Below are 20,279 nucleotides of genomic sequence, written 5' to 3' on the forward strand. Positions count from 1 at the left end.
TGAATTAAGGTAGTAATACGGAAGAATCACCATAGCTCAGGAATCGGTACTGCTGATCCAAAGCTTCATCGTAAATTCGTTTCCAGTCTTTTCCTACCAGGGCAGCAATCAGTAATAATAAAGTCGAACCGGGCTGATGAAAGTTGGTAATCAGACCCTGACACACCCGAAATGTATAACCGGGGAAAATCATAATCTCCGTTTCCCCTACGATTTCCTGCCGCTGTTCTGCTTCCATTTTTTGTAGAATGGCCGCTAGCGACTCGTGTACTGTAGGGAGTTCGGTGTACTGTTCATGCACGAATTGCGGAATTCGGAAACCCTGCTCCAGCGAAGCGTATTCATCATGAATTAACTGCACGCCTAACCAGTACATGGATTCCAGCGACCGCATGGAAGTAGTACCTACCGGAATGATTCGGTTTGCCGCTTGCAGGTGTTCCAGATTACTCCGCGTGATCACCAATTGTTCCCCGTGCATCTTATGCTCAAGGGCATTTTCTGTTTTTACGGGTTGAAAGGTACCAGCTCCTACGTGCAATGTAAGAAACTCCCGCCGGACGCCTTTTGCCTCCAGTTCCGCAAAAACGCGGTCGGTGAAGTGTAAGCCCGCCGTCGGAGCGGCTACGGCCCCTTCTTTTTCCGAATACACAGTCTGATACGTCTGTTCGTCAGAAGCTTCGGCTTCCCGCTTTAAGTACGGCGGCAAAGGAATTTTCCCAATGCCCTGTACAACATCCACAAAGCGTACGGGCACTGACCAGCTCAGACGTACCAGCGACCGTTCGGTATCCGTCAGTTCGGCTGTCAGTACCACGGCTTGCCCGTCAATTTCTACTTCTTTCTGTAAGCGTTCACCCGCTTTCCAACGCTTCCGGTTGCCAATCATGCATTCCCACACGCAGGCCTGCGTTTCTTCCATAACCACGGGAATAACCGGGCTTGGTTCGACGGGATGAAGTAGAAATAACTCGATCAGAGCACCCGTCTGTCGCTGAAAATGTAATCGAGCCGGAATAACCCGTGTATTGTTGAAGACCAGCAATGTATCACTGGCTAATTCTTCAGTCAGACCACGGAATTGTCGATGCTCAATGGTTCCCTTTCGATACACCAACAGGCGGGATTCGTCCCGTACGGGCAAGGGGAAGCGGGCAATCTGTTCGTCCGGAAGTTCGTACGTAAAATCGGCAATGGGAAGATGCTGCATCATTGCTTAGTCTTTAACGGGACTCGTCAGCAACAGTCGCAACGGAATGTATACCGCCCATAGAACCAGTAAAAACGTAGCGGCTCCCAGTACCCAGTTAAACTGCATCAGTGTAGGCGTCTCCGTGAGAGCTTCCGCCGGATTAATCAACGCCAGAATATAAATGGAAGACCCAAGCAGGACGTTTACTACGGCCGTACCAAAGTTCATCCATTCTTTGATGATGGAGTTGAGCTGTTTGCGATAGAACATCCATTTGATGGCTCCCGGTAACTTAATGAATCCATCGGGCAGTTGTGGAAACAGGCGTCCCATCCACAGAAACAGCACATTAGAAATCAACATAACCCCGGCAGTCACATAAAAAATGGCATCTTTTGAATAGGTGGCAGCCGTTTCACTCGAAGGCGTTAACGCAACGGGTACCTCCGGTGGAAGTTGCTGGTACCCTAAAAATAAAGCCACTATAAATCCTAGAATGGATACGTATCTCGCAACTTGAGAAGTCAGAAATGGAATAGTCATTTGATGAATGGTCGTCCCCAGCTTATCGACTGCTCGTTGGGTCAATGCTGGTTTCGGGCCGCAAAGTTACGACGAACTCGCCGTTGAGACAGGCTTTCCCTTCGAAAAACCTTTCAAAAGCCCCTTGGCCTTGACCAAAGTACTTGTAGATCAGAAAATGTTGGAAATTTAATAATAGTTGTCAAGACAATTAATTTTTACAATCCGAAGTCTTGGCTTTCCTGAAAACCTGTAGCTTTGCAGAAAGACATTCCGGGTACAGGAAAGGCATGAAGATTTACACCAGAACGGGAGATCAAGGCACCACCGCCCTTATTAGTGGACGTCGCCTTTCCAAGGCAGATGCCCGCATTGAGGCGTATGGTACCGTGGACGAACTGAACAGTTACGTGGGCATGGTTCGGGATCAGGCTGTAAATGCCTCCCGACGGGCAATTCTGAAGGAAATTCAGGACCGCCTTTTCACCATTGGCTCCCACCTGGCCGACGATCCGGAGCGGCATACCAGCCGCCCCCTTCCCGACTTATGGGACGCGGATGTCACCCTACTGGAACAGCAAATGGACGAAATGGATGCCCAGTTGCCGCTGTTACGTCAGTTTGTTTTACCCGGAGGCCATCCCTCCGTATCGTTTGCTCATCTGGCCCGCACGGTTTGCCGCCGGGCCGAACGTCTGGTAGTAGCCCTGAGTGAAATTTCACCGGTTGAACCGATCATCATTCAATATTTAAATCGGCTGTCAGACTATTTTTTTGTACTTTCCCGCCACATGGCTCAGGAATTACAAGTGGAAGAAGTAACCTGGGTCCCGCGAACCTAAACTTCGCACAAGTATACGTCTTAACTTTTTTAGTCATACTACGTTGTAACCCTCTGGCACCATGATTGACACACTGCCCATAGACATTCAGAAAACTGCTCAAAGCCGGATTGCAGAATTAAACCTCGATCAGTTGACCTTTGGGCACACCTTCGCCGATCACATGTTCGTAGCTGACTTTGACGGAAAAGAGTGGACGGATTTACGGATCATTCCCTACGGCGACATGCTGTTCAAACCTGCTCTGATGCCCCTGCATTACGGACAGGCAATTTTCGAAGGGATGAAAGCCTATAAGTCCGCCGAAGGTGAAGTGCTCATCTTCCGTCCGCAGGAGAATGCGGCCCGTCTGAACAAGTCGGCTCACCGCCTCTGCATGGCCGAAATTCCGGAAGACGTTTTCATGAGCGGCCTGACCGAATTACTGCGTCTGGACTCGCAATGGGTACCGCAGCGGGATAATTATTCGCTGTATATCCGGCCTTTCATGTTCGCTACGGATGAGTACATCGGCGTATCTCCTTCCAAAACGTACCGATTCATTATCTTCAATTGCCCGGTAGGAGCTTACTACTCGAAACCCGTGAAAGTGAAAGTCGAAACGGAATTTGTACGGGCTGCTACGGGTGGTACCGGTGCCGCTAAATGTGCTGGAAACTACGCAGGTTCGCTATATCCGGCCAAACTGGCTCAGGAAGCTGGGTACGATCAGTTAATCTGGACGGATTCAACCGAACATAAATACGTGGAAGAAGCTGGTACCATGAACTTTATGTTCGTAATTGATGGTACGCTGGTTACGCCTGCCGTGAGCGACAGTATTCTGGACGGCATTACGCGGAAATCCATTGTACAGATTGCCAAAGACTGGGGAATGCCCGTTGAAGAACGTAAAGTATCCATTGCCGAACTCATCGAGGCTTTGGAAAGTGGTCGCCTGACGGAAGCGTTCGGTGCAGGTACGGCAGCGGTCGTATCGCCGATTTCAGTCATTGGCTATGAAGGGAAAGACTACGATTTACCCGAAATCAAATCGGATAATTTTGCCAATCGGGTTAAAATCTACCTGGATGACATCAAGTACGGTCGCGTAGCTGATCCGCACAACTGGGTATATCACCTTTAATACCAATCTTGTATGTTTACGAAAGGAAAGCTCACCGTGTGGTGGGCTTTCTTTTTTAATGATTCGATTAACTACTTATCTTCAACCATGAAAATTCTATCTTTTCTAGCCCTATTCCTTTTCCTGAACGGGCAGGCTGATGCTCAGCACTTCCGGTTGGAATTCCTTAAGGTTTACAACCTCAGTGATTCGGCGTCGCTTAAAAATGACCCCTACTTTGGTGGATTATCAGGCATTGAATACGTGCCTAAACGCGGAAAATGGTATTTGGTAACGGATGGGGCTGACTCGACGCGTCAGAGCTACCTGTTTGAGTTTGACTCCCTGTTCAATTCCCAGACCTATAAACGCTGGAAACTCGATAGTGTCCGGAGTGCTGAATCCATTCGGGCCAGTCGTACGGACTCGTCCTTTTATCTTTCAACTGAATTAGGCGAAGGCAGTACCTACGGACAGTTTCTCCGTTTAAGAAAGGACAGTACCGTTACACAGCTAGGTACGTACCAGGGTTTTCGGGATAACAAAGGCTTTGAAGCCATGGCGGTAGACTCAAGTCAGGTTCTGTGGAGCGTTAGTGAGTGGCCCCAAACCTGCCGCGATCGGTATTGTCAGGTGACGGGTTACAGCTTAATTACTGGAGATACGCTAGTCAGAGCCCTGTATCCGATCGATACCGTATCCTGTGGATTTCCTGATAACGGTGTGTCCGAGATCCTACTGGCCCGTGACCGTCAGTTGCTATTTCTGGAACGTTGCTGGACGGGCGAACGCGATCAGAGTAACTACGCGATCAATCTTTTTACGGCTTACATTCCCAAACTACAGCCGGGGCAGGAAAATACGACCAATATTTTGGAAAAGAATCCCGTTTCTGTCAACTGGGGCGGTGTTCACCTCGACAACATCGAAGGCATGAGTTGGGGGCCTGTCATCAATGGGTTTCGAACGCTGGTGCTGGTTTCGGATAATAACTTCAATAAGTTCGACCAGAAAAAAGCCCCTGAGCACTGGCAACAATCACAGCTGATTTTTCTAAAGTTAATACCCGATTAACTAAAAAGCGGAAGATGGACAATCCATCTTCCGCTTTCGTTTATAAAGCATCTTCCCGCTCAATTCGCTGCCAAAAGGCCTGAATAGCTTCCAGACATTCATCCGGCTCTTCTACCATCCCCATATGTCCGGCTTTCTCCAGGATTAATTGACTCGTATTTTTCGCCAGATGGGTTTGTTCCAGGGCTTCCTCCGGTTTGACGGCTTTGTCCTTCATTCCTATAACGAATAGTACCGGATAATTTGCCTGCTGGAGAACCTGCCGCCGGTCAGGACGATCCATCATGGCCTGCATACCGGCTTTCAAAGCGGCCGGGGGTATTTGAGAAACGTGCGTGACGTGTTCTTGCAGTTGCCCCGGATGACTCGCTGCGTACTCATCCGAATACATGTTCTTGACAAAGGTTTGCAGAAAGGCCTCTGGACCTTTTTCTTCAATAGCGGTGATGTTTTTCCGACGGTTTTCCTTTTTCTCTTCCGTATCGGCGTACGAAGTAGAATGGAAAAGTCCCAGACCCGCGATGAATTCGGGGTGTTTTTCAGCCAAAGCCAGGGCAATATATCCTCCCATCGAATGTCCAATGATTACTCCTCTTTCCACGCCCTGAGCAGTCAGTTCCTGGTATACCGCTTCGGCGTATTCATCAATACTGACCAGATCCGAACGCGAAGCGTAAGAGGGGGTAATGACATTTTTATTGGGCCAGAAGGCCGCCTTGATCGAATCCCAAACTTTGAGATCTTCGCCGTATCCGTGCAGTAGAATCAGTGGTACAATCATCGTTTAAGCGGTTTAAGGTACATTAACGTTTTGTGGCCTGTTGAGTAAAAGTAGATGCCACAAAAAAATAATCCCGGAAAAAAGCTGAAGACTTTCTTCCGGGATTACATGTTACTGCGGTATGATTACACGTTATCCAGCAAACCAATCAGCAGAACAACAGCACCGATAATCATCATCACCAAACCAACAATCTGCAGGGCATATACTGGGATGATCAGGAAAATCAAACCAACCAGCAAGAGGATCAGACCAATTTTAACGTTGCGATCCAACGCGTTCGTTTTCTTGGTATCCTTTGCTTTCGCCAACTGCTTCTGAACTTTCTTCGTAACCATTTTGGTCATGAATTTTTCCGTTGCAGTTGCTTTGTTAGCCGTTTGCAGTTGACCACTGGCGGCATTCTTCTGAATTTTAGCCAGTTTCTTCTGTACCATCAACGCCTGCTTTTCGTACTTGGTGCCTTTGGTTTGGGCAACCAGACGCTCTGAAGCACTTGCCAGCATTTCTGGCGTTACTTTGGGCAGGTTCACTGGTTTTTCCGAAGCAGCCGGCTGATCGGTAGCCTGGGCAACGGCTTGTTCCATTACGATGGGTTCCGATACAACAGGAGTTTGGATTTGGGCGGCGGGCAAAGAAGCAGCTTTCGTTGATACTTGATGCTCGTACGCCGGTGTAGTCGATTTTTGGAAAACAGCGGTTGAGTTTCGATTACACGAAGTAAGCCATAACATCGACCCGACGGCCGATAGGAGTACGATTTTACGCATAGGGAAAGTTGATTTGGATTTTTTACTGAGACCGCAACATCAAAAAAGGATGCCCCCTAGGAAAGTGAGGCATCCTTTTTAATATGAAATCAAGTAATGTTGACAATAATACCCTGATTGGGGAAAATCGAGCACTGTGACCTAAACTATTGATGATCATTAGTGCGGTTATGCTACCTTTTTCATCATAAAGAAGGCCGAACGTTCAAACTTCTCACGGGCATAACTCAACGAAATGGTAAACTCCTGAACACCTTCTTCGGAAGGCAGATCAAACATGGCGTCGGTCATGATGGCTTCGCAGATTGAACGCAGTCCCCGGGCACCCAGCTTGTATTCGTTGGCTTGCTCAACGATATACTCCAGTACATCATCTTCGAACTGGAGCCGAATTCCTTCCATGTTGAACAGTTTCTCGTACTGCTTGGTCAGGGCATTTTTTGGCTCAGTCAGAATCTTCCGAAGCGTCAGTTTGTCCAGGGGATCGAGTGACGTTACTACGGGTAGACGACCCAGCAATTCGGGAATCAATCCGTACGATTTCAAGTCCTGCTGATTCACCATCCGGAGCAGTTGCTGCGATTCCAGAATACGAGACATGTGATCGTCCTTCGAGAAACCAATGGGTCGCGTGTTGAGGCGTTTGGAGATATGACGTTGTACACCATCGAACGCTCCACCGCAAATGAAGAGAATATTCTCCGTATTGATCGGTACGAGCTTTTGCTCGGGGTGCTTACGTCCACCCTGAGGCGGTACGTTCACAATCGAACCTTCGAGCAGTTTCAGCAAGGCCTGCTGTACGCCTTCACCCGAGACATCACGGGTAATACTGGGATTATCCGACTTGCGGGCAATCTTATCAATCTCATCAATGTAGACGATACCACGTTCAGCGGCCTCGACGTCGTAATCCGCCGCCTGTAGCAAACGACTCAGGATACTTTCGACGTCCTCTCCCACGTATCCGGCTTCCGTAATTACGGTGGCATCGGCTACGGCGAAAGGTACCTGAAGAATTTTGGCAATCGTACGGGCCAGGTAGGTTTTACCCGTACCGGTTTCGCCAACCATAATTACATTCGATTTTTCGATGTAAATATCGTCATTGTTCTTCTGCTGTTGTAAACGCTTGTAATGGTTGTATACCGCAACACTCAGTACTTTTTTGGCGTCGTCCTGACCAATCACGTACTGGTCCATGAACCGCTTGATTTCCTGAGGTTTGGGTACTTTTAATAGTTGAAAAGGTTGATTGGTTTCTTTTTTCTTGGCGGCGGGTTGCTTTATGCCTAGTTCTTCCTGTACCAGCTCCCAGCCCTGTTCAATACAAAAATTACAGATCAGGGCATCCATGCCCGATAATAATAAATCTACATCCTTCTTTTTCCGCCCACAAAACGAGCATGAACTAGCATCCATTCGCATGTCCTTCCTAAAGTAATTATTTCAAAATCGTTGATACGCTTTATTTTTTCTTCGACCACCGGATCAGCGGTTGTTCGATTTGCTGATGCAGGTACCAGCTCAGCCAGAAAATCAGCACCATGAGTACTATATCCGCCATTCCTAACATCCATACCGAACCCCAGCCGTTGAGGGTCAGTAATTTATTGGCAAAGATAATGAGCGGAAAATGCAGCAGATAAATCATGTACGAGGCATCGCCCAGGTGAATCAGCAACGACGGAACCCGGTATAAATGGCCCCGATCCGCTTCAACGGCTCCCCATACGATAAGCATAGCAGGTAAACCCAGGGTCACTGCCCGCGTAAAGTCACCGCCCGTTCGGGGTGCCAGGTACAAGCCCGCCAATACACCTACCAAAATTAACAAGCCACTTTGGTTTATGCGAAAATGCCGATGCAGATAATAGACGAAAACCCCAAAGGCAAACTCCAGATTGATTGGACTTAATAAGAAAAATCGAACAAGTCCAGTTCCCGAATCGCCCTCGTACCAGTAAATATATATTCCGTTGACCAGTGTGGCGATCCCCACCAGGCCAAGCACCCAGACCATACGCCGGGAAATCAGTAGTAAAGCAAAAAGGAGATAAAAATAAATTTCGTGTGAAAGCGTCCAGGTAACGGCGTTGAGAGCGTAGTGTTGCGGGAACAGTACGAGCGTCTTGAGTACCTCCGACCAGGTAAAGGGATAGGGAATGGTAATGAGTGAATGACTGAGGTGCTGAAAGCTCCATACAACCAGCATCAGCGGTATCGTAAGTAACCAGTACACCGGATACACCCGATAGAATCGCTTTTCCAGATAGGGCTTCAATTGCTGAGGCTGGTCGATGTACGCTACACTGGTATGAGCAATGATGAACCCGCTGATTACAAAAAATAAGTCAACACCCGCATAGCCTAGCGTAAACCAGTCAAACAGGAACGTTTGATGATAGGTACGGCTAATGTTTTCAGTAATGTGATACAGGGTAACGAGGATTGCCGCTACCGCCCGCAAGCCCTGAATGGAATTATATCGAATGGCTGACTGGGTGGATCGTGCAGTAGTGATGGGCAAAACACTCATTGAATGGATAAATCGTCTTTTTCTATAGGTACGCAGACGCTAGGATTTTCGCGGCCAGAGTCAGAAAAATTTCTTCCGAACGTTTTGCCGAATAGCCGGGAAGGCATCACAAAACCCGCGTACCTAGACTAACGCTGTACATGACCTGTATACATACAAAGGTACGTAAAAAATCCCCCGTCCTTCAGTGAAGTCCGGGGGATTCGGGTAAAGTAATCTACCATTGATTATTTATCGCGGTACAGAACCTCGTCGATCAGGCCATAGGCCTTCGCTTCTTCAGCCCGGAACCAGTGGTCACGATCCGAATCTTTTTCGATTTGTTCAGACGTTTGCCCCGTATGCTGAGCCAGGATTCCGTACAATTCGTCACGGAGCTTCACGATTTCGCGGGCCGTGATTTCAATGTCAACCGATTGTCCCTGAGCACCACCGCTGGGCTGGTGAATCATCACCCGGGCGTGCGGCAGAGCCGAACGTTTTCCGGCCGCACCACCGGCCAGTAGTACTGCTCCCATCGAAGCCGCGAGGCTCGTACAGATCGTGGCTACATCCGGGCGAATGTACTGCATGGTATCATAAATACCCAGACCGGCGTATACCGAACCACCGGGTGAGTTAATGTACATCATGATGTCACGCTTCGAATCGGCTGATTCCAGGAACAACATCTGGGCAACAACAATATTGGCAATGCTATCGTCAACGGGCGTACCGAAGAAGATAATGCGGTCAGCCATCAAACGGGAAAATACGTCTACTTCCCGGAAAGGCATCGGACGTTCTTCGATCACCGCCCGCGTCATATTTTCTACGTAATGACCAGCCGTTCCGCCGACGTGTTGCAGGTAACGATCAACCGATAAACCGTTCAGGCCGCGATGATGGACGGCGTATTTACGAAATTCTTCAGCGTTCAACATGTAATTAGCGTTTGTATTGATTTTATGTTCTGTTTCTTTTTCTTTGCCGGAACAGAAACGCACGAATCTGAGGAGTGTACGTTAAAAAAACAAATCCACCTGCTTCAGCTTTAGCATTTCTGCCATTCTGTCCGACTTGATTCTGTCAATTCGAATGGGTACAAAGTTGATAGCTCTGTTCCAGAAATGACGTTGAAATTTCCGGGAATTCATCGGAATAACTTGAGAAGACCATGAAAGTTCACGAAAAAATACGACAACTACGGTTGGAAAAAGGCTACTCCCAGGAAGTCATGGCCGAAGAACTCCAGATTTCTACCACTGCTTACGGAGATGTCGAACGCGGGAAAACGGAATTGAGTTTAAGTCGCTTAGAGCAGATTCTACGCGTTTTTGGTACGCCCCTGGAGCTCTTTTTCGGGGCTTCTTCCACCGAAAAACTACAGGTTGAAAACGACAAACTGAAGCTGGAAAACGAAAAACTAAAACAGGAAAATCAGTACTGGCGGGAGAAATTTGACGAACGCCTCCTGACGGAACTGTACCGAATCGGAGCCGCTACGCATCGGGAGCGGATTGGGTTTAAGTAAGGGGTTGGAGCGGTTTGAAGCGTTTAAGGTTTGACGTTTGAGTGGGGTTTGAATTTAAACGATTTATTGAGGCAGCACCTTATGGCTTCTGCCTTTCTACTGGCTGGTCATTCCAAACGAAAAAAGGTTTGAAATTCGAAGTTAGATTGCTTCAAATTTCAAACCTTTTCAACGTTAAGCCATTTTTTCAAACCTGAAACAACGGTCAAACTGCCAAAGACTACTCAGCGTCCGTAACGCCTGCTTTCGCTTTGAATGTATCTACGTCGATTTTCTCTACGTTCGGCTGGATCTGGGTCAGGATGAAGTCCATCGTTTTGCCACCGTACACCCGGTTGAAAACATTCATGTAATTCTGTCCTTTGTTCTCCTGCAGATAGTTCTGAGCTACTTTCTTGATTACATCGCCCATACCGTTGTCATCACCGTAGATACCGAACTGCTGACGTACCATCGCTTCAGCGTAGGTATTTACATCTTCCGTTTCTACTTTGATGTCAGCCGCTTCCGCTACTTTATTACGGATCAGCGTCCAGCGAAGGTCACGAGCAAATTTATCGAAATCCTTTTCTACTTCTTCAGCCGTGATCTCACCCTGATTGGTTTCGATCAACCACTGCTTCAGAAATTCGTTCGGCAGTTCAATCTGAACATTGTCCAGCAACGTTTTCTGAACTTCGTCACGCAGCAAGAATTCAGACTCACGCTTGTAGTTTTCCTGAACGATTTCCAGTAACTGAGCTTTAAATTCTTCTTCGGAAGAAACTTTACCGGGTCCCAGTACTTTGTCGAAGAACTCCTGATTCAGTTCTGAATCCTGGTTACGCGTAATGTCTTCGATTGTGAATTCGAATTCGCCTGAAATATCTTCACGGCCCGTAGCCAGTTTCAGCCCTTTTTCGTCAGCGAATAATTTCTGAATGTCGAACGTCAGTACATCGCCTTTTTTCTTACCTACAAAACCAGCGAAAGCTTCTTCTGTCAGTTTGTCGGTAGGGATGGCTGATTTTTCGCTGTATTCGCCCTGCGTGAACGTGCCGTACACCAGATCACCGGCCGCGGTTACTTCTTCCACGTGAGCGTGCTCGCCCATGCGTTTTTTCAGATCAACCAGCGTATCGTTGTATTCTTTATCCCCTGCCTGAATTTCGTAGGAAGTAATCGCAGGAAGTTTCGTGAAGTCAACGTCGAAATCAGAAGCCAGACCCAGATTGTAAACGAATTCGAATTCTTTCTGGCTGTCCCAATCGATTGCGTTCGCTTTTTCGCGATCCGGCATCGGATCACCTACGACCAGCAGTTTTGATTCCCGCAGATAGTCGTTAACGGCTTTGGAAAGCGTTTCGTTAACTTCATCTACCAGAATGCTTTTTCCGTACAGACGCTGAATTACGGAAGCCGGTACTTTACCCGGACGGAATCCTTTCAGGTTAGCCTGTTTGCTATATTCTTTGATCTTCTTGTCTACACCAGCCTGATAGTCTTCCGGCGTCAACGCAATCTTTAAAGAAGCTTCAGTAGTACTGCTTTTGTCGAGCGTGATGTTCATAATGAGTCTTGAATCGTATTCCGTATCTGAGCTGCGTTACGCTTCAGTGACAAGTCCAGATAGTGAACGAATACGGAAATGAATGAATGGACTTTTAAATTGAAAAAACCCTCAGAATCAGGGACTCTGAGGGCTAAATCACCTGCTGCACTCAGCATCGGTTGTTTTTACGTACGGACGGGGGGACTCGAACCCCCACGCCTCACGGCACTAGATCCTAAGTCTAGCACGTCTACCAGTTCCGCCACGTCCGTAAATCGTCCGCTTTGACGATTTGATTCCGTTAGGCGACCAAATCCTTCAAATCGGAACGCAAAGGTATGTCATTCCTAAGCGATAGTCAACCCCTGCGACAAGATTATTTTTCAAGTGTAGAGAAATCAAAAAATCTACCCGACCAATTCCGGGAAAAAGCCGCTGAAATTCGATATTATTTATCCGCAATATTTGGTAAAACTCCCTCCTTCTTAGTATATTTAATTTTACAATGTTTCATAAACGGGCATTGTTTCCTTTTCCCTCATTTGAAGAGGCTTCTCTTCGCTAAATACATACCCATCTTCAATCCCATTTGAATTCAGGGTACAATGAGTACAGTGGAACTTACGATTGATTTAGAGGCGGAACGCCAGGAAATACTGAAACGCTACCGCAAATTATTGCGGACGGCCAAGCCCTTCTTGAAGGATAATGATGCCAAACTGATCAAGAAGGCCTTTACCCTAGCCGCCGACGCCCACAAGGATATGCGGCGTAAAACAGGGGAACCGTACATCTACCATCCGATTGCCGTCGCTCAGATTTGTGTGGAGGAAATCGGGCTGGGTACTACTGCTATTATCTGTGCCTTGATGCACGATGTGGTGGAAGATACCAGTTATACGCTGGATGATATTGAGAATCTTTTTGGTCCGAAGGTCGCCAAGATTATTGACGGCCTTACCAAAATTGCGGGTATTTTCGAGCAGGGAGCTTCCGCCCAGGCCGAAAATTTCCGTAAGCTCTTACTTACACTTTCCGAAGACGTACGGGTAATTCTGATTAAGCTGGCCGACCGCCTGCATAACATGCGGACGCTTAGTTCGATGAGCCGGGACAAGCAGTTAAAGATTGCGTCCGAAACGACGTACCTCTACGCTCCCCTCGCCCACCGGCTGGGCTTGTATACCATCAAAACGGAGCTGGAAGATTTGTACCTCAAGTACGCCGAACCCAAGATTTACAAGGAAATTGCGGCAAAGCTTAAGTCTACTAAAACGCGTCGTCAGCAATTCATCCGGGAATTTGTTCGGCCTATCGAGCGGGATTTGAAGTCGGAAGGCATGCACTTTACGGTAAAAGGTCGCCCCAAGTCCATCCACTCGATCTGGAATAAGATTAAAAATCAGGGTAAAAGTTTCGAGGAAATCTACGATCTCTTTGCCATTCGGGTCATTATCGACTCAACCTCTGAACAGGAGAAAGCCCTGTGCTGGCGGGCCTATTCCATCGTTACGGACCATTACCGGCCTAATCCCGAGCGTCTACGCGACTGGATTTCAAATCCCCGGGCTAACGGGTATGAATCCCTGCACACAACGGTGATGAGTAGTTCCGGTCAATGGGTGGAAGTACAGGTACGGTCGCGGCGGATGGACGAAATCGCTGAAAAAGGATACGCCGCCCACTGGAAGTACAAAGGCAACAATACGAACGTTAACGAAGGAATTGATGCCTGGTTAAATCAGGTTCGGGAAGTACTGGAGCACAATGACAGTTCGGCCATTGAGTTTATCAATGATTTCCGGGGGCATTTGTTCCAGGATGAAGTGTTTGTGTTCACGCCTAAAGGTGATCTGAAAGTATTACAGGCGGGCTCGACAGCACTGGATTTCGCCTACTCCATTCACTCCCACATTGGTTCGCACTGTCTGGGAGCGAAAGTAAATGGCAAGCTGGTTGAAATCAGCCATGTACTCAAAAACGGCGATCAGGTAGAAATTCTGACTTCCACCAAGCAATCTCCCCGCGAGGACTGGCTCAAATTCGTCATTACGACCAAGGCTCGGGCGAACATTAAGGAAGCCCTGAAGGAAATCAACCGACAACACGTCACTGAAGGACGTGAGCTGGTGGCCAAAAAGTTGAAAAACCTGGGCATTGAACTGTCTTTTGACATTACCAATCAGTTAAGGGCCTATTTCAACGCCCGCGACCCAAATGATCTGTACTACCGGTTTGGGAAAGGCTATCTGGGCGTAGAGGAGATTAAACGCTGGAAAGCCGCCCGCGATGCTCACAAACGGGCTCAGGAAGCGAAGAATACGCTGGCCGGAAACATTGAAGACAGCAAGTCGATCGTTAAGGAATTAAAACGGGTTCACGGCGATCGCCCGGACTCCGACATGTTACTGATCGGCGAGGATATGGACAAGTTTGACTATACGCTCTCGGCCTGCTGTAATCCCATTCCCGGTGATGAAGTGTTTGGTTTTGTGACGGTTAATGAAGGAATCAAAATTCATAAAACTACTTGTAAAAATGCCCGTGAGTTACTATCCACGCACGGTAATCGGGTCATTAAAGCCAAGTGGTCGAGTCAGTTAGTTGCTTTTCTGGCGGGTATTCGCATCAAGGGTACCGACCGCGTGGGCTTGGTTAACGATGTGACAAAAGTGATTTCGAAAGAGCATAAGGTCAATATGCGGTCGATTATCGTGGATACCAACGAAGGGGGAATCTTTGACGGAAAAATTAAGTTATACGTCCACGACACTGAACACCTGAATACGCTGATTTCCAAGCTTAAAAAAGTAAAAGGTGTTTTTGAAGTACTCCGGTTTGAATATTCCGAAGTATAACATCGATTTACTCATTGATTCATCCAAACTACCATTGAACGGGCTGTAATGAATCTAAATTCTGCAGGAGTTTATCTTTCACTGAGCTAAACTCCTGTAAATGCCTTTTCTTTGCAACTTATTCCGAAAACAATGCCTCTTAACGAATCGAGTTTTACGACGGTGAGGCAGATCTTCACCGCGTTCCTGGAAAATAAAGGTCTTCGTAAAACGCCCGAACGTTTTGCGATTCTGGAAGAGATTTACTCTCGCGACGACCATTTCGACGTAGAAGAACTCTACGTTTCCATGAAAAATAAAAAGTACCAGGTTTCACGGGCTACGGTCTACAACACCCTCGATGTACTGGTGGAATGTAACCTGGTCACCAAACACCAGTTTGGTAAAAACCAGGCTCAGTACGAAAAATCCTACGGCCGCCGGCAACACGATCACCTGATCTGTACGGATTGCCACCACGTAACGGAATTCTGCGATCCCCGGGTACAGAACATCCAGAATATGGTAGGCGATATGATGCAGTCGAACATCATGCACCACAGCCTGATTTTCTACGGATCGTGCACGAAGCCTAATTGCGAAAATCGAAATTCTATGCTCACGGGCCAACCCTTTGCCCTGACAAATGAATAAAGACTTATGACTCAGTAACGGCCCCCTCCCATACCGCAGGGAGGGGTTCTGTATTCTATCTGAGTTTCTTTTACATTTTAATTACTACCAATGAAAGTTGACGTATTGCTGGGCCTTCAATGGGGCGACGAAGGCAAGGGAAAAATTGTGGATGTACTGGCTCCACAGTATCAGGTGGTGGCCCGTTTTCAGGGCGGCCCAAACGCGGGACACACGCTGGAGTTTGAAGGAAAAAAACACGTACTTCACCAGATTCCTTCGGGTGTATTCCGTTCGGAAGTACTGAACATTATCGGTAACGGCCTCGTACTGGATCCGATCGTCTTCAAAAAGGAAATTGAAGGCCTCAGCGAGAAATTCGGCATGGATCTGACCAAGAACCTGCTGATTTCGAAGAAAGCTTCCCTGATTTTACCCTCGCACCGCCTGCTCGACGCCGCTTACGAACAAGCCAAAGGGGATTCTAAAATTGGCTCGACGCTTCGTGGTATTGGCCCTACGTACACCGACAAAGTGTCGCGGCAGGGTTTACGCGTAGGAGATGTACTTTCTCCAAACTTTTCGGCTAAATACAAGCAGCTAGTCGATACGCACAAGATGATCCTGGGCTTCTATAATTTCTCGTACGACCTGACGGAACTGGAACAACAATTCTTCGATTCCATCGAGTTTTTGAAGCAGTTTGAACTGGCCGATACCGAGTACGTCATCAACCAGGCGATCAACGAGGGTAAAACCATTTTGGCCGAAGGAGCTCAGGGTTCTTTGCTGGATATTGATTTTGGTTCCTATCCGTTTGTAACCAGCTCGACGACGATGGCCGCCGGGGTTTGTACCGGTTTGGGTGTAGCTCCGAAGAACGTCGGTGAAGTATACGGTATTTTCAAAGCTTACTGTACCCGTGTGGGTAGCGGTCCTTTCCCGACTGAGCTGCACGACGAAACGGGCGAACGCATTCGTCAGGAAGGTCGCGAGTTTGGTGCCACTACGGGACGTTCGCGTCGGACGGGCTGGCTGGATTTGCCTTCGCTGAAGTATGCCATGATGGTGAACGGTGTTACGCAGCTCATCATGATGAAAGTGGACGTGCTGAACATCATGGAAGAAATCAAGGTTTGTACCCACTACCAACTGCCTGACGGTACGGTAACGGAACAGATCCCGCATGACATGAACGATATCGAGATTACACCGGTATACAAAACGTTCAAAGGCTGGCAAACGGACCTGACCAATTTCCACTGCTACGATGAATTACCTGCCGAACTGGCCGAATACATCAGTTTCCTGGAAGAAAATCTGGAATTGCCCATTAGCTTTATCTCCACGGGTCCTGATCGGGAAGCAATCATTCACCGGGAAGCTCAATTGAGCGTGTAGTTGTTTTTAGTTGACGGTTATTCGTTGATCGTTTTCAGTAGTTAACCGTCTTCCTTTTAAAACAGGGTTACTTCGTATCAAAAACGCAGTGACCCTGTTTTTTTATGCCCTATCCGCAAGGCTGCCAATGATATTGACGATACTGAACCCTTGCAGACCACCTTCGAAATCCGAAAAGTAAGGGACATCGCGTCACAAACGCGAAACTATTGACGCCCCAATCATTCCATGACGGTTGAAAATTGGTTGAGCAGGGTTTGAACTATCCAACCCCGAAGGGGTTCAATATCATTAGCCCCGTATGCAATGCGGGGAATCGTCCCGCCCGGTAGGCACAGCCTACCCATTTTTGCGTCCGTAGTACATACTACGGACAACGCGTCCCCCTACCTTTACCGGGTTTTATTCTATCAAAACAGAAAACAGAAAACAGAAAACAGAAAACAGAAAACAGAAAACAGAAAACAGAAAACTCAAAACTCAAAACCGCAGCGGCGGCCGCTCAAAACCCTAAACTCCCCCAACAAAAAACCCCGGTAACACCGGGGCCTTTCTGCCTAACCATTAAACATTTCAACTAAACACTAAAGCCGGTCGGCCTCTTGCTAGTAAAGAGACGAGACCCGGCTTTATACTTACTCTTATACGCTAAGCTAAAATTTCCCGGATTTCAGGACGGTACAGGATACCATACTAGATTACCACGTTGACAATCCGCTTCGGTACCACCACCACTTTCTTGGGGGTTTTGCCTTCCAGCCACTTCAGTACCGTTTCATTGGCCAGTACTTCGGCTTCAATGTCTTTCGGCTGAGCGTCAGCGGCAAAGGTTAGCGTGGCCCGTACTTTTCCGTTGATCTGGATCGGATAATCGAAGGAGTTTTCGACCAGATACGCCGGGTTGAATACGGGGAATGGCTGCTTGGTTACAGTACCGGGTTCGTTACCCAGAGCTACCCATAATTCTTCGCAAATGTGCGGAGCAAAGGGAGCCAGAATTCGAACAAAATCGCTCAGAATGGCCTTCTTGTTACATTTCAGCGTAGTCAACTCGTTGGCCAGTACCATGAAAGCCGGTACGGACGTGTTGAAGGACAGGACTTCAATGTCCTCGCCTACTTTTTTGATTGCCTTATGCAGAGCTTTCAGTTCTTCGGGCGTGGGTTGCTGATCCGTGACCAGGTATTTACCCGTCTGATCTTCGTAGAACAACCGCCAGAGTTTCCGCAGGAAATTGAACGTTCCGCTGATGCCATTAGTATTCCAGGGTTTGGAATCCGTCAGTGGCCCAAGGAACATTTCGTACAGGCGTAAAGTATCGGCTCCGTATTTTTCTACTACATCATCAGGATTCACGACGTTGAATTTGGACTTGGACATTTTCTCCACTTCCCAGCCGCAAACGAACTTATCGCCATCCATGATGAACAGGGCATCTTCGGGAACGTCCGTACGCGAAGCCCGGAATTTCTCTACGTCCAGTACGTCCTGCTCTACGATGTTCACGTCCACGTGTAGCGGGGTGACGTCGTATTTATCTTTCAATTCAAAGCTCACGAACGTTACCGGATGCGATTCTTTCACGCGGTATATAAAGTTCGAACGGCCCTGAATCATCCCCTGGTTGACCAGTTTTTTGGCAAACTCTTCTTCGGGAGCAATACCGATGTCTTTCAGGAATTTATTCCAGAAACGTGAGTACAGCAAGTGACCCGTCGCGTGTTCCGATCCGCCCACATACAGATCAATGTTCTGCCAGTAGTCAATGGCTTCTTTCGAGGCCAGTTCGTTTCCGTTTTTCGGATCCATATACCGGAACCAGTACCACGACGAACCCGCCCAACCCGGCATCGTACTCAGCTCGTACTCATACTCGCCTTTGTATTTCCAGTCGGCAGCCCGGCCCAGCGGCGGCTCGCCCGTTTCAGTCGGCAGGTATTTGTCAACGGCGGGTAATTCCAGCGGCAGATCGCTTTCGTCGATCAGATACGGTAAGCCATTTTTGAAGTACACCGGTACGGGTTCGCCCCAGTACCGCTGGCGACTGAATACGGCATCCCGCATCCGGTAGTTGACTTTCCCTTTGCCAAGGCCACGTTCTTCCAGCCAGTTCGTCAGCGTTTGTGTCGCTTCCTTGTACGTCATTCCGTTAATGATGCCGGAATTGATATACTGACCTTCTTTGGTAGCATCCGCCTGCTGATCGATGTCTTTCTGAGCATCCAGAATCGGTACGATGGGCAGATCGAAGTGTGTGGCAAAATTCCAGTCCCGCTGATCGCCGGAAGGCACGCCCATGACGGCACCCGTTCCGTAACCGGCCAGTACATAATCAGCCAGGTAGATGGGGACTTTTGCTTCGTTAAATGGATTGATGACGTAGCTACCCGTAAAGACGCCGGACACTTTCTTCACTTCCATCATCCGATCCAGCTCCGAGCGGCGTTTGGTGGCATCTACGTACGCATCCACGGCTTCTTTCTGCTCGGGCGTCGTCAGCGAAGGTACCAGTTCGTGTTCGGGAGCGATTACCATGAAACTCACGCCATAGATGGTATCCACCCGCGTCGTAAACACTTCAATTGTCTGTTCCTGACCATCCACCTGAAACTTCACGCTGGCTCCCTGCGAACGGCCAATCCAGTTGCGTTGCTGTTCTTTGATAGATTCTGACCAGTCGATCGTATCCAGACCATTTAATAAACGATCCGCGTAGGCCGTAATCCGCATCATCCACTGACGCATCAGTTTCTTTTCAACCGGAAAACCGCCACGTTCGGATACGCCGTCCTTCACCTCATCGTTAGCCAGAACGGTACCCAAACCCGGACACCAGTTCACGACGGCATCGGCCAGATACGTCAGACGATACTTCAGCGTAATTTCGTACTGCTCCTGTTCGCTTTTCGCCTGCCATTCTTCCGCTGTAAATACGGGTGCATCTTCGTCACAAACCGCATGTACGCCCTTCGATCCTTTCTGGGCGAAGGTTTCCGTAAGCGTCGCAATAGACAGAGCTTGGTCAGCGTCTTTGTCGTAATAGTGGTTGAACAACTGCATAAAAATCCACTGCGTCCATTTGTAGTAATCGGTATTGGACGTGCGAACTTCCCGGCTCCAGTCGAAGCTGAATCCGATGTTCTTCAATTGTTCAATATATCGGGTAATGTTTTGTTCGGTCGTAATAGCCGGGTGCTGTCCCGTCTGAATGGCGTACTGTTCGGCAGGCAGACCAAAACTGTCGAAACCCATCGGGTGCAGAACGTTGAATCCCTTCATCCGTTTGTACCGACTGAAAATGTCGCTGGCAATGTAGCCCAGCGGGTGTCCTACGTGCAGACCCGCTCCAGAAGGGTACGGAAACATATCCAGCACATAGTACTTGGGTAATTCAGACTGGTTTTCGACGCGGTAGGTCTGGTTTTTCTCCCAGAACTCCTGCCATTTCTTCTCAATATCGCGAAAAGCGTACTCCATTGGTCAGTGTTCAGTTTACGGTTTTCAGCTTCTGAAACCGGTTTCAAGCCGCGAAAGTACGG

16 protein-coding genes and 1 tRNA gene are annotated in these 20,279 nt (G+C 48.2%); 7 read left to right on the forward strand and 10 right to left on the reverse strand.

What is annotated here, in order from left to right:
• Positions 1 to 4 precede the first annotated feature (4 nt).
• Complete coding sequence (locus tag BWI97_RS08095; protein ID WP_369679180.1) at positions 5 to 1,213, reverse strand: S-adenosylmethionine:tRNA ribosyltransferase-isomerase; 1,209 nt, start codon at positions 1,211 to 1,213, stop codon at positions 5 to 7.
• A gap of 3 nt (positions 1,214 to 1,216) precedes the next feature.
• On the reverse strand, positions 1,217 to 1,675 hold the full coding sequence (locus BWI97_RS08100) for a hypothetical protein (RefSeq protein WP_102200646.1): 459 nt from the start codon (positions 1,673 to 1,675) through the stop codon (positions 1,217 to 1,219).
• Between the two features lie 329 nt (positions 1,676 to 2,004).
• On the opposite strand from BWI97_RS08100, the gene BWI97_RS08105 reads away from it, so the two are divergent.
• The 3 genes from BWI97_RS08105 to BWI97_RS08115 all read left to right on the forward strand — a co-directional run bounded on the left by BWI97_RS08105 (position 2,005) and on the right by BWI97_RS08115 (position 4,735).
• Positions 2,005 to 2,556 (forward strand): cob(I)yrinic acid a,c-diamide adenosyltransferase, encoded by a 552-nt coding sequence (locus BWI97_RS08105; protein WP_102200647.1) that lies wholly within the window; start codon positions 2,005 to 2,007, stop codon positions 2,554 to 2,556.
• 61 nt (positions 2,557 to 2,617) lie between these two features.
• Entirely contained in the window at positions 2,618 to 3,682 is a 1,065-nt protein-coding gene (locus BWI97_RS08110) for a branched-chain amino acid aminotransferase (RefSeq protein ID WP_094813916.1), read from the forward strand.
• A gap of 87 nt (positions 3,683 to 3,769) precedes the next feature.
• Positions 3,770 to 4,735 carry an esterase-like activity of phytase family protein gene (locus tag BWI97_RS08115; protein ID WP_158242716.1) on the forward strand — a complete coding sequence of 322 codons (966 nt, stop codon included), beginning with the start codon at positions 3,770 to 3,772 and terminating at the stop codon, positions 4,733 to 4,735.
• A 40-nt stretch (positions 4,736 to 4,775) separates the two neighbouring features.
• Here the strand turns inward: BWI97_RS08115 and BWI97_RS08120 are convergent, their stop codons facing one another.
• The 5 genes from BWI97_RS08120 to BWI97_RS08140 form a co-directional block, all read right to left on the reverse strand.
• Entirely contained in the window at positions 4,776 to 5,516 is a 741-nt protein-coding gene (locus tag BWI97_RS08120; protein ID WP_102200649.1) for an alpha/beta fold hydrolase, read from the reverse strand.
• A 125-nt stretch (positions 5,517 to 5,641) separates the two neighbouring features.
• Positions 5,642 to 6,286 (reverse strand): hypothetical protein, encoded by a 645-nt coding sequence (locus BWI97_RS08125; protein ID WP_094813922.1) that lies wholly within the window; start codon positions 6,284 to 6,286, stop codon positions 5,642 to 5,644.
• A 168-nt stretch (positions 6,287 to 6,454) separates the two neighbouring features.
• The gene (gene clpX / locus BWI97_RS08130) at positions 6,455 to 7,708 is read right to left on the reverse strand and encodes an ATP-dependent Clp protease ATP-binding subunit ClpX (protein ID WP_094813924.1); all 1,254 of its coding nucleotides are present in this window, start codon (positions 7,706 to 7,708) and stop codon (positions 6,455 to 6,457) included.
• Positions 7,709 to 7,754: 46 nt separating this feature from the next.
• The gene (locus BWI97_RS08135) at positions 7,755 to 8,825 is read right to left on the reverse strand and encodes an acyltransferase (RefSeq protein WP_094813926.1); all 1,071 of its coding nucleotides are present in this window, start codon (positions 8,823 to 8,825) and stop codon (positions 7,755 to 7,757) included.
• Between the two features lie 227 nt (positions 8,826 to 9,052).
• On the reverse strand, positions 9,053 to 9,748 hold the full coding sequence (locus BWI97_RS08140; RefSeq protein ID WP_094813943.1) for a ClpP family protease: 696 nt from the start codon (positions 9,746 to 9,748) through the stop codon (positions 9,053 to 9,055).
• 233 nt (positions 9,749 to 9,981) lie between these two features.
• Between BWI97_RS08140 and BWI97_RS08145 the strand changes: the two genes are divergently transcribed.
• Positions 9,982 to 10,338, forward strand: a complete 357-nt coding sequence (locus tag BWI97_RS08145; protein WP_102200651.1) for a helix-turn-helix domain-containing protein — start codon at positions 9,982 to 9,984, stop codon at positions 10,336 to 10,338.
• Between the two features lie 220 nt (positions 10,339 to 10,558).
• Here the strand turns inward: BWI97_RS08145 and tig are convergent, their stop codons facing one another.
• Positions 10,559 to 11,887, reverse strand: a complete 1,329-nt coding sequence (gene tig / locus BWI97_RS08150; RefSeq protein ID WP_102200652.1) for a trigger factor — start codon at positions 11,885 to 11,887, stop codon at positions 10,559 to 10,561.
• 172 nt (positions 11,888 to 12,059) lie between these two features.
• Positions 12,060 to 12,141, reverse strand: a tRNA-Leu gene (locus BWI97_RS08155).
• A 333-nt stretch (positions 12,142 to 12,474) separates the two neighbouring features.
• Here BWI97_RS08155 and BWI97_RS08160 point away from each other — a divergent pair.
• From BWI97_RS08160 to BWI97_RS08170, 3 genes are all read left to right on the forward strand, one after another.
• Positions 12,475 to 14,727, forward strand: a complete 2,253-nt coding sequence (locus BWI97_RS08160) for a bifunctional (p)ppGpp synthetase/guanosine-3',5'-bis(diphosphate) 3'-pyrophosphohydrolase (RefSeq protein ID WP_102200653.1) — start codon at positions 12,475 to 12,477, stop codon at positions 14,725 to 14,727.
• Between the two features lie 132 nt (positions 14,728 to 14,859).
• Positions 14,860 to 15,360 (forward strand): Fur family transcriptional regulator, encoded by a 501-nt coding sequence (locus tag BWI97_RS08165; RefSeq protein WP_094813933.1) that lies wholly within the window; start codon positions 14,860 to 14,862, stop codon positions 15,358 to 15,360.
• 90 nt (positions 15,361 to 15,450) lie between these two features.
• Entirely contained in the window at positions 15,451 to 16,740 is a 1,290-nt protein-coding gene (locus tag BWI97_RS08170; protein WP_102200654.1) for an adenylosuccinate synthase, read from the forward strand.
• A 693-nt stretch (positions 16,741 to 17,433) separates the two neighbouring features.
• Here the strand turns inward: BWI97_RS08170 and leuS are convergent.
• Positions 17,434 to 20,217 carry a leucine--tRNA ligase gene (gene leuS, locus BWI97_RS08180; RefSeq protein WP_102200656.1) on the reverse strand — a complete coding sequence of 928 codons (2,784 nt, stop codon included), beginning with the start codon at positions 20,215 to 20,217 and terminating at the stop codon, positions 17,434 to 17,436.
• Positions 20,218 to 20,279: the final 62 nt, after the last annotated feature.

Source organism: Siphonobacter sp. BAB-5405, assembly GCF_002872335.1.
Lineage (GTDB): Bacteria > Bacteroidota > Bacteroidia > Cytophagales > Spirosomataceae > Siphonobacter.